The organism is Streptomyces sp. HSW2009, assembly GCF_040240285.1.
GTDB lineage: Bacteria > Actinomycetota > Actinomycetes > Streptomycetales > Streptomycetaceae > Streptomyces.
Window position 1 is genome coordinate 1 of the sequence record NZ_JBEHZD010000269.1, and the last position, 10435, is coordinate 10435.

Below are 10435 nucleotides of genomic sequence, written 5' to 3' on the forward strand. Positions count from 1 at the left end.
GCGGCCCAGGCAGCAGCGGAGGGGTGTGCCGCCGTTCTCACTGACGTGAATCCGGGGCGCCTCGCCCGCGTCGTGGGGGCCCCCCCCCCCCCGGCCCCCCCGCGGGGGGGGGGGGCCCCGGGGGCCCCGGGCCCCCCCCCCCCCCCCACCAGCGGTCGCGCCCGAGCGCCACCAGGTGGCCGACGATCGCCCCGGTCAGCACGGCGAGCGACCAGCCGACGGTGCCGCTCGGGAAGAGCGCCGTATCGGTCCTCAGTACGCGGAAGACGCCGACCCCCAGCGCGACGGCGGCCAGTGCGACGACCGCTACCGGTAATCCGGGCAAAGCGATCCGGCACAGCCGCGACACTGGGGCGGCGCTGTCGGTCGGTTTCATACCCGTCCCTCTCACAGCCGGCGGTGCCCGCGCCACGGCAGGCGCACATCTCAACAGTAGGCCGCACCAGGCTACGAGGAGCAGCGATCGTCTGCGGTTGCCCGAATGCGCCCGCGCTCTCCGTAACCATCTGATATGCGCTATAAGAGTGATGCCCGCTGACTATCGCAAGACCACTCCTAGAACGCCTTTGAACTATTCCGTCTCTTCTGGCGGTGTGAGCGCAACCTCACGGGCGGCATCGGGTCCCTGATCGAGCAGCACGCCGAAGCCCTGATCGTCCAACACCGGCACCTTCAATTGCATGGCCTTGTCGTACTTGCTGCCGGGGTTGTCGCCGACGACGACGAAATGCGTCTTCTTGGAAACCGACCCGGTCACCTTTGCCCCCTGGTTCTGTAGGGCCGCTTTCGCGCCATCGCGGGTATACGACTGGAGCGTTCCCGTGACGACGACGGTGAGCCCGGCAAGCGGTCTGGGACCTTCATCCTCGCCGGCCTCCTCCTCGAAACGCACCCCCGCGGCCCGCCATTTCTCTACGATTTCCCGGTGCCACTCCTCGGCGAACCACTGCTTCACCGAGGTGGCGATGATCCCACCGACGCCTTCGACCGCCGCCAGTTCCTCTTCGCTGGCCTCCGCGATGCGGTCCAGCGAACGGAATTCGCGGGCCAGCGCCTCGGCCGCCACCGGGCCGACGTGCCGGATGGACAGTCCGGTGATGATGCGGGCCAACGGGCGTTCCCTGGCGGCCTGGATGTTCTCCAACATGGCGAGCGCGTTCTTCTTCGGCTCGCCCTTCTGGTTGGCGAAGAAGGTGACGATCTTTTCTTCTCCGGTTTCCGGGTCGCGCTTGGGCAGCCCGCTGTCCGGGTCGAGGACCGGGGAGCGAATGGGCAGCAGGGCGTCGATGTCGAGGTTGAAGAGGTCTCCCTCGTTGCGCAGTGGGGGTTCTTCGGGCTCCAGCGGCTGGGTTAGTGCGGCGGCTGCGACATAGCCCAGGTGCTCGATGTCCAGGCTCTTGCGGCCGGCGAGATAGAAGATGCGTTCTCGGATCTGGGCCGGGCAGTACTGCGCATTGGGGCAGCGCAGGTCGATGTCGCCTTCCTTCATCGGCTGGAGCGCGGTGCCGCAGTCGGGGCACTCGGCCGGCATGACGAACGCCCGCTCGCTGCCGTCCCGCAGGTCCACGACCGGGCCGAGGATCTCCGGAATGACGTCGCCCGCCTTGCGGAGCACCACCGTGTCGCCGATGAGCACGCCCTTGGCCTTGACCACGTCCTGATTGTGCAGCGTGGCGAATTCCACTTCGGATCCGGCCACCGTGACCGGCTCGACCACCGCGTACGGCGTGACGCGCCCGGTGCGGCCGACGCCCACCCGCACGTCCACCAGCTTGGTGTTGACCTCTTCGGGCGGGTACTTCCAGGCGATCGCCCAGCGCGGCGCCCGCGAGGTGGAGCCGAGTCGGCCCTGGAGCGGGATCTCGTCCAGCTTGACGACGACGCCGTCGATCTCGTGCTCCACCGAGTGCCGCGCCTTGGGGTCGCCGTAGCGGGCGATGAAGGCCCGTACGTCCGCTGGCGTAGCGACCACCTCGTTGTGGTCGGAGGTCGGTAGGCCCCATCCGTGGAGCAGTGCGTACGCATGGGACTGACAGTCGATGTCGAATCCCTCGCGGGCGCCGATGCCGTGCACCACCATGTGCAGCGGTCGGCTGGCGGTGACCTTCGGGTCCTTCTGCCGCAGCGATCCGGCCGCCGCGTTCCGCGGGTTGGCGAACGGCGGCTTGCCCGCCTCCACCAGACCGGCGTTGAGCTCCTCGAACCGCTCCATCGGGATGAAGACCTCGCCGCGCACCTCGACCAGGGCAGGCACGTCATCGCCGTGCAGCCGGTCGGGGATCTCGGCGATGGTGCGCACGTTGGGCGTGATGTCCTCGCCGGTGCGTCCGTCACCGCGGGTGGCGGCGCGGGTCAGCCGCCCCTGCTCGTAGGTGAGGTTGACCGCGAGGCCGTCGACCTTCAGCTCGCACAGGAAGTGGTACGGGGTGCCGTCGCCGACGTCCTTGGCGATGCGGTCGGTCCAGGTGGCCAGCTCCTCCTCGTCGAAGGCGTTGTCCAGGCTGAGCATCCGCTCCCGGTGCTCGACCTCGGTGAACTCCGTCTCGTACGCGCCGGCGACCTTCTGGGTCGGCGAGTCGGGCGTCCGCAGTTGCGGATGCTCCTCCTCCAGCGCCTCCAGCGAACGCAGCAACTTGTCGAACTCCGCGTCGCTGACGACGGGAGCGTCCTTCACGTAGTACCGAAAGCGGTGTTCCTCGATCTGCTCGGCCAGGAGTTGATGCCGCTCCCGGGCCTCGGATGGCACCTCGGAGCGCGCCTCGGCGGGCATCGCCGGGCGTCCGCCGTCCGCCGTGTCCTGCGCCGGGCTCTCGCCTCCGGCCACCGTTTCGCCAGCCACCGTCTCGACCTCCGTAACCTCATCCGTCCAAAGCCCCGCGGATCACCGCACCGCGGGGCGGGCGCTCCCTCACTCAGGGTTGTCCACGAGTGATGTCGCCGCCCGGACGCAGTGGGCGAGCGCGGCCCGCGCATACCTCGGCGAGGCACCCGCGAGACCGCAGGACGGGGTGACCACCACGGACCCGGCAAGGGTCCCCGGCGCCAGCCCCAACCTGCGCCACAGCGTCCTGACACCCATGACGCTACCGGCAGGGTCTGACAATGCCCCCGATTGCGGGTCCGTGCCCGGCACGACGCCGGCGAACAGCGTCAGCCCGCCCTCGACCGCGACGCCGAGCGCCTCGTCCTCACGCTCCGTGAGGAGGGAGAAGTCGAAGGAGACGCCCGCGGCCCCGGCCCGGTGCAGCAGGGCGAACGGCACCTGCGGCGCGCAGCAGTGCACCACCACCGGCCCCTCGTTGACCGCGAACACCTCGCGCAGCGTTCCCTCCACCACGGCCCGGTCGATCGCGGGGTGGGTGCGGTAGCCGCTGGCCGAGCGGACCCGGCCGGTCAGTACGGCGCCGAGCGAGGGCTCGTCGAGTTGCAGCACCAACCGCGCGCCCGGCACCCTGCGGCGCACGTCTGCGAGGTGCCCGCGCAACCCTTCGGCCAGCGAACCGGCCAGGTCACGGCAGGCGCCGGGGTCGCTGAGCATGGCCTCGCCGCCGCGCAGCTCCAGCGCGGCAGCCAGGGTCCAGGGCCCGACGGCCGACACCTTCAGCGTGCCGGTGTACCCCTGGGTGTACTCCTCCAGGGCGTCCAGGTCCTCACCGAGCCAGGACGTGGCCCGCCGGGTGTCCCGCCCCGGCCGGTCCCCGATCCGCCAGCCACTGGGCTCCACGCGCGCGTAGAGCTCGACGAGCATTCCGGCGGTGCGCCCGATCATGTCCGCGCCGGGGCCCCGTGCGGGCAGTTCGGGCAGGTACGGCAGCCGCTCCAGCGACCCGGTGACGGTCTTCGCCGCCTCCCGCGCGTCCCCGCCCGGCATCGAACCGATGCCGGTGGCGGCGCCCGCGCCCCAGCCCATCTCGTCGTTCTCGCTCACGCTCACGCAGGAAGCGTACGAGGCGCGCCGCGCGGGGTCGCGCCGACCCGTACCGCTACGGCCCCCGCGGCGCCCCGGGCCCGTCCGCCCGCTCCGTACCGCGTCACCGCGTCACCACGCCCCGCGGGGCCCCACGCGGCGCGGACCTGACGCGACATACGCGCGAGGGCGCGGCGGCGACGGGGTGGCGGGGTGTGGGGTGGCGGGGTGTGGGGTGGCGGGGTGTGGGGTGGTTCAGCCGCTGCGGTACGGCGGATGCCTGTACGCGCGCGGGCGCGGTCTTGTCTCCGACCTCGTCGGCTCGTATCGGCTCCTTACCTGCCTTATGTGTGTGCCGCACACGCGGGCGCGGGGAGGTGACCCCGGACGGTCTGGTCTGGCTCCAGACCGGCTCCGTACGCGCGCGGGTGGGGCTGCTCCGCAGGTACGGAAACTCTGATCCGTACGCGCGGGCGCGGGGGCCCAGTGCCCTCGCCACGCGGCTGCCGCCGGCCGCTTTGGCAACCGGTCCGACACGTCTCCCACATCCCCACGCGCGCGAGCGCGCGTAGCTAGCTGCGGAGGCAGGGGCGCGGGTGTTCCCTCGGCCGGTACTCCCCGCTCGTGGCGCGCTCGCCCCGCGGCGACGTGCCCGCCCGTGGCGCCATGCTCGCCCGCGGAGACGTGTGCGTTTCGCGTGGCGGCGGGAGCGGAAACCGTGCGCTCCGGGGCGCGATGGGCTGCGGCGGACGGCTCCCGTGGGGGCTGGGGCAGGGACAGGCGCTCCTGGTTGCGCTCGCTACGCTCCGGGGCGCACCCGGGCCTGCGCGCACGCCGGCTGCGGCGGGGCGGTCGGTGTCTCGTCCCGGTCCGGCCCCGTGGCACCGTCCGGGTGCGGGCCAGTGGCGCCCTGCTGCTCCTCCGCTTCGCGCGCCGCGCCCCGTAGGCCGTACCAGGCGATGAGGGCCGCCACCAGGTACGCGCCGGAGGCGAGGCCGAAGGACGCCGTGGCGCCGCCGTACCAACCGCCCGCGCCCGCCAGTACGGCGCCCATCACGGCGATGCCGACCAGGGTGCCGATCTGCCGGTTGGCGTTCAGCGTCGCGCTGGCGATGTGGGCGTGCTCGCGCCCGGCCGCGCCCATGAGTGCCCCGGTCATCGCGGGGGACGCCACGCCGAGGCCTGTGTTGGCCACCGAGAGCACCACGGCCAGTACCCAGTACGGCATGCCGGGCGAGACGGTGAGGGCGAGGGCGAGCGTGCCGGCCGCGGTGAAGGCCAAGGAGCCGACCAGCGCCCTGCGGTCGCCGACGCGGTGCCCCAGCCTGGCGTAGAGCAGGTTGCCCAGCAGGAAGACGAGTTGGGTCGGCAGCATTTGCAGCCCGGCGGTCATCGGGCTGGCGCCGCGGGCGTTCTGGAGGAACAGGCCGAGCATGAACATCCCCCCGTAACAGCCCATGTTGAACAGGAACCCGACGAGGTTGGCGGCCGAGAAGGCTGGCCGGGCGAACAGTTCGCCGGGCAGCACGCGGACGGCCGCGCGCCGCTCCCGCACCAGGAACGCGGCGCTGGCCACCACGGCCACGCCGAAACCGACGAGCACCGGGGCGGCGGTCCAGCCGGCCTCGGGACCTTCGATCAGCCCGAAGGCGAGGGCGGCGAGGGCGAGGAGACCGAGTGCGTGTCCGGGCGCCCCGAGCGGCGCACGCCGGCCGGGCACCGGGGTCACCACGCGCCGGGCCAGCAGCAGCCCCACGAGGCCGATCGGGAGGTTGATCAGGAAGATGCTGCGCCATCCGAACGCGCCGACCAGCACGCCGCCGATCGCGGGGCCGAGGCCGGCCGCCGTCGAGATGATCGCCGACCAGAGCCCGAGTACCCGGGCGCGCTGCGTCGGCTCCGGGAAGGCATTGAGCAACAGCGTCAGCGAACTCGGCATGAACAGCGCGGCCCCGGCCCCCTGCGCCAGCCGCCCGGCGACGAGGACGGCGGCGTTCGGCGCCAGCGCACAGACGAGCGAGGCGGCCGTGAACAGCGCGAGGCCCAGCAGATAGACCCGCAGCGCCCCGTACCGCCCCGCGAGCGAACCGGCCAGCAGCAACAGCGCCGCGAAGACGAGCACGTACCCGTCAACGACCCAGGTGAGCCCGGCCAGGGACAGGTCGAGGCCGCTCCGTAACTGCGGCCCCGCCACGTTCATGACGGTGACGTCCAGGGTCGCCATCACGAACCCCAGGGCGAGCGCGAACAGTTGCGCCCCGCCGCGCCGCGGTGCGGTCTGCTTGATCATGCATCGAAGTTATAGCTGTAACCAAGCGCCAACAATGATGACAGCTATAACTTTGCCCATTCATGGACAGCGCCAAGGGGACGCACCGGGAAGGGCGAACCCGTCGGAACGACCGCGGCGGGGCGACTACGGCGGGGCGAGCGGGGCGGACCGAACGGGGCGGGTCGAGCCGACAGATCGAGCGGGCGGTACGTACGGGCGACGGGACGAGGCGGGGAAACGGAGCGCGAAGCGGCGGCAACCCCGCGCGCGAGGTTGCGGAATCTGGGCTCGTCCTTGCTGACGCGGGACGCCGATCCCCGCCGGGGCACGGAGCACGGAGCACGGAGCACGGAGCACGGAGCACCAAAGCGTTGCAGCCACTCGACGCAACGGCCACTCCGCTCCGTGGCACCGCCGCGTGGCGCCCCGTCGCGCGCGATGGGTTACTCGGCGCGGTCCAGCGCGCGCAGCAGGTGGGTGCGGAGTTCCCGGCGCGCCTCGTGGGTCAGGTGGTCCAGGGGGCTGTCCTGGCCCATGCGCTCCAGGAGGTCGAGCCGCAACTCGCGCCCCGCATCGGTCAGTACGAGCTGCTTGGCGCGCCGGTCGCGGGGGTCAGGGCGGCGCAGCACGAGGCCCTGTTTCTCCATCTTGTCGATCACGTAGGTGACGTTGGGCGGCTCGCAGCACATCACGGCCGCCAACTCGCGCGCCGTCCGCGGTTCGCCGAGTTCTTCCAGCGCCTTCGCCTGGGTGGGGGTGAGGTCGAGTTCGGCGATCCGGCTCCGTCGGTGCGCGTCCATGCGCCGGGTGAGCTCCGTGACGAGGCCCCGGATCTCCCTGATGCCGCACCCCGCCTGGGCTGCGGGTGCCCCCGGTGCTGCCTGCGCGCCCAGTGCCGCTCTGCTGCTGCTCACCCGGCCAGCGTACGTCGCCGGCCAACCGTTACCGGCGGCTTGCCGGCTCCTTCCCACACCATGAGACGCGTCCCCTGCACGGGGCGGCGGTTGGGGCCGGGAGGGCTCCGGGCTCCCCCGCCTCGATCGCGCACCGGCACTGCGGCCAGCGCCCCACGATCCGGTCCATCCGGGTGCGCTGCCCGCGGGGGCTGGGGCCCGCACGTCAACGCGCCGCTCGGCGCGCCACGGAGCGTACGGTCGAGCGCCCCGCGCGCCGCCGCTCCCTGAGCCTCACCACTCTCCACACGGCGCGGCACACCGCACCCGCTACCGGGTGGGCCCGTTCGCGGAACGGCAACCCGTGGAGCACCTGCCTACGCGTGCGTGCGCACGCGTAGGCAGGTACGTCGTGCAGTCAGACGCACCATCCCGCCAGCGCCGGCCGCATCCGCAGCCACTCCCCCGCCGCCGGCCGCGGACAGCCGCCTGCACCTGCCAGGCACGTCAGCCGACAGGACGTACCGAAAGGTCGGTGATCTCCGCGTCGCGGGGCAGGTCCAGGGCCGTGAGCACCGTGGTGGCCACGGACTCCGGGGTCATCCAGCGCTCGGGGTCATACTCCTTGCCCTCCTGCTGGTGGACCTTGACCTGCATGGGCGTCGCGGTGCGGCCGGGATAGACGGTGGTCACGCGCAGGCCGTTGCCGCTCTCCTCCCAGCGCAGCGCGTCGGCGAGCGCCTTGAGGCCGTGCTTGCTCGCGGCGTACGCGCCCCACTCGGCGTTGGTGCGCAGGCCCGCGCCCGAGTTGATGAACACGACGTGCCCCTTGGCCAGCCGGAGCTGCGGCAGCAGCAGGCGGGTGAGTTCGGCCGGGGAGACGAGGTTGGCGGCGAGCTGCTGGTTCCACGCCCTCGGGGTCAGCTCGCCGACCGTACCGAGTTCCACGATGCCGGCGACGTGCAGCAGCGAGTCGAGCCGCTCGGGCACCTGCTGGTGGCCGAACGCCCAGGACAGCCGCTCCGGCTCGGCGAGGTCGCCGACGAGCGTCCTGGCCCCGGGAAACCGCTCCGCGAGCTGCTTCGCCCGCCCGGCGTCACGCGCCAGCAGCCACAGTTCGTCGCCGCGGGCGCACAGCCGCTCCGCGACGACGGTCCCGATGCCGGAGCCTGCCCCAGTGATCAGATGCGTAGCCATGGGGCGATCCTAACGACGGCGACCGGATGGCCGGGGCGCCAGGGGCGGGGCGGGCGCGGGGCGGATACGGGAGCCGGATGCACGGGGCCGGCGCGCGGCACGCCTCACGCCACCAGGCCCGCCTGCTCCTCCAGATAGGCCAGCGCGCCCACCCCGTCCTCGGCGAAGAAGACCAGGTCAGTGAGGGGAATCGGCAGGAAGCCTTCCTTCTCCATCCGCTGGAACTGCTGCTTGAGCCCGTCGTAGAAGCCCGCCGCGTTGAGCAGGACGACCGGCTTGGTGTGCAGCCCGTGCTTCTTGAGCTCCAGGATCTCCGTCGCCTCGTCCAGGGTGCCGGTGCCGCCCACCATGATCACGATCGCATCGGCGCGGGCGAGCAACTGCGCCTTGCGTTCGGCCAAGTCTTTGGTGATCAGCATCTCATCGGCGTTCTGCCGCGCCTTGTCCCGGAGGAACTCCACGGACACGCCGACCAGCCGCCCGCCGTGCTGCTGCACACCGTCGGCCATCACCTTCATCAGGCCGGCCTCCGACCCGCCCCACACCATGGTGTGCCCGCCCTTGCCGATGAGCTCGGCGAACTCGCGGGCTGGTGCGACATAGCGTTCGTCGAGGTCGGCGGCGGAGCAGAAGACACAGATGTTCATACGCGTCACTGTACGAGAGGCCGGCCCGGCCGCCCCGTGGCCACCCGGTCGGCACCCGCGCGTCCCTCTGTTGCGTGCCCGGTTGTATGCCCCGGCCGGTTGCGCGCCTTTGCCGGCCGCCGTCTGCTGCGCTCCGGGGCGCGTGCACGGGACACGGGGCGCAGCCCGGGCTCCGGTCGCGTCGAGCTCTGGTCTCAGGCCGGCCCGGCCGTGGCCCGCTCCCGGCGCTCCGTACGGGCGATGGTGGCCGAGCCCACCACGCGCGTGCCGTCGTACAGCACGATCGCCTGTCCCGGCGCCACGCCCCGTACCGGCTCCGTGAACCGCACCTCCAGCGCGTCGTCCACCAGTTCCGCCGCCACCGGCGTCTCGCTGCCGTGCGCGCGGAGCTGGGCCGTGTACGTGCCGGGGGCGGACGGCGGGGTGCCGCACCAGCGGGGCTTGATGGCGGTGAGCGCGACGATGTCGAGCGCGTCGGCAGGGCCCACCGTGACGGTGTTGTTCACCGGGGAGATGTCGAGCACGTAGCGCGGCTTGCCGTCGGCCGCGGGGACGCCGAGCCGCAGCCCCTTGCGCTGGCCGATGGTGAAGCCGTACGCGCCCTCGTGACTGCCCAGCTTCGTGCCGTCCTCGTCGACGATGTCGCCCTGCGCCGTGCCCAGCCGCTTGGCGAGAAAGCCCTGTGTGTCGCCGTCGGCGATGAAGCAGATGTCGTGACTGTCGGGCTTCTTGGCCACCGCGAGCCCGCGCCGCTCCGCCTCCGCGCGGATCTCGTCCTTGGTGGTGCGGGTGTCGCCGAGCGGAAACATCGCGTGCGCGAGCTGCCGGTCGTCGAGCACGCCGAGCACGTAGCTCTGGTCCTTGGCGAGGTCGGTGGCGCGGTGCAGCTCCCGGCCGCCGTCCTCGCGGGTGACGACCGTGGCGTAGTGGCCCGTGCACACGGCGTCGAAGCCGAGCGCGAGCGCCTTGTCCAGCAGCGCGGCGAACTTGATCTTCTCGTTGCAGCGCAGGCAGGGGTTGGGCGTGCGGCCGGCCGCGTACTCGGCCACGAAGTCGTCCACTACGTCGGCACGGAACCGTTCCGCCAGGTCCCAGACGTAGAACGGGATGCCGATGACGTCGGCGGCGCGGCGCGCGTCCCGGGAGTCCTCGATGGTGCAACAGCCGCGCGCGCCCGTACGGAACGACTGCGGGTTGGCGGAGAGCGCGAGGTGCACGCCGGTCACTTCGTGGCCGGCTTCGACGGCCCGCGCCGCGGCCACGGCGGAGTCGACACCGCCGGACATGGCGGCGAGCACACGGAGGCGACGGCCGTCGCGCGGAGCGGAGGGATCGGGGGCGCCCGGGAAGTCAGTCATAGCCGTTCCAGGGTACGGGTGTGCGAGGTGGTACGTCGCGACGATTGCCACCACGCCGAAGTCCCGCCCCCCCCCGCGGGGGGGGGGGGTGGGCGCCCCCCCCCCCCCCCCCCCTCCCCCCCCCCCCCCCCCGGGTCAGTTACACCACAGACGCGGGCCAC

The 10435-nt window shown here is 72.5% G+C and carries 7 protein-coding genes and 1 pseudogene; all 8 read right to left on the reverse strand.

What is annotated here, in order from left to right; all coding sequences use genetic code 11:
• Positions 1–133: 133 nt before the first annotated feature.
• A pseudogene (locus tag AAHZ94_RS19825) lies at positions 134–376 on the reverse strand (GGDEF-domain containing protein); the annotation flags it as partial.
• Positions 377–571: 195 nt separating this feature from the next.
• On the reverse strand, positions 572–2770 hold the full coding sequence (gene ligA / locus AAHZ94_RS19830; RefSeq protein ID WP_349994316.1) for an NAD-dependent DNA ligase LigA: 2199 nt from the start codon (positions 2768–2770) through the stop codon (positions 572–574).
• Between the two features lie 138 nt (positions 2771–2908).
• Positions 2909–3910, reverse strand: coding sequence for a methionine synthase (locus tag AAHZ94_RS19835; RefSeq protein ID WP_349994317.1), 1002 nt, complete (start codon positions 3908–3910; stop codon positions 2909–2911).
• Between the two features lie 796 nt (positions 3911–4706).
• Complete coding sequence (locus AAHZ94_RS19840) at positions 4707–6197, reverse strand: DHA2 family efflux MFS transporter permease subunit (protein WP_349994312.1); 1491 nt, start codon at positions 6195–6197, stop codon at positions 4707–4709.
• A gap of 425 nt (positions 6198–6622) precedes the next feature.
• The gene (locus tag AAHZ94_RS19845) at positions 6623–7093 is read right to left on the reverse strand and encodes a MarR family winged helix-turn-helix transcriptional regulator (protein WP_502964719.1); all 471 of its coding nucleotides are present in this window, start codon (positions 7091–7093) and stop codon (positions 6623–6625) included.
• A 486-nt stretch (positions 7094–7579) separates the two neighbouring features.
• Positions 7580–8269, reverse strand: coding sequence for an SDR family oxidoreductase (locus AAHZ94_RS19850; protein ID WP_349994313.1), 690 nt, complete (start codon positions 8267–8269; stop codon positions 7580–7582).
• Between the two features lie 104 nt (positions 8270–8373).
• Positions 8374–8916, reverse strand: a complete 543-nt coding sequence (locus AAHZ94_RS19855) for an LOG family protein (protein WP_349994314.1) — start codon at positions 8914–8916, stop codon at positions 8374–8376.
• Positions 8917–9110: 194 nt separating this feature from the next.
• Entirely contained in the window at positions 9111–10274 is a 1164-nt protein-coding gene (mnmA, locus tag AAHZ94_RS19860; RefSeq protein ID WP_349994315.1) for a tRNA 2-thiouridine(34) synthase MnmA, read from the reverse strand.
• Between the last annotated feature and the right edge of the window lie 161 nt (positions 10275–10435).

Excerpts from the sequence above, each read along its gene's own strand:
- ligA (WP_349994316.1), bottom strand. The coding sequence starts at position 2,770 with ATGCCCGCCGAGGCGCGCTCCGAGGTGCCATCCGAGGCCCGGGAGCGG.
- AAHZ94_RS19840 (WP_349994312.1), bottom strand. The coding sequence starts at position 6,197 with ATGATCAAGCAGACCGCACCGCGGCGCGGCGGGGCGCAACTGTTCGCG.
- AAHZ94_RS19850 (WP_349994313.1), bottom strand. The coding sequence starts at position 8,269 with ATGGCTACGCATCTGATCACTGGGGCAGGCTCCGGCATCGGGACCGTC.
- AAHZ94_RS19855 (WP_349994314.1), bottom strand. The coding sequence starts at position 8,916 with ATGAACATCTGTGTCTTCTGCTCCGCCGCCGACCTCGACGAACGCTAT.
- AAHZ94_RS19835 (WP_349994317.1), bottom strand. The coding sequence starts at position 3,910 with ATGGGCTGGGGCGCGGGCGCCGCCACCGGCATCGGTTCGATGCCGGGC.
- mnmA (WP_349994315.1), bottom strand. The coding sequence starts at position 10,274 with ATGACTGACTTCCCGGGCGCCCCCGATCCCTCCGCTCCGCGCGACGGC.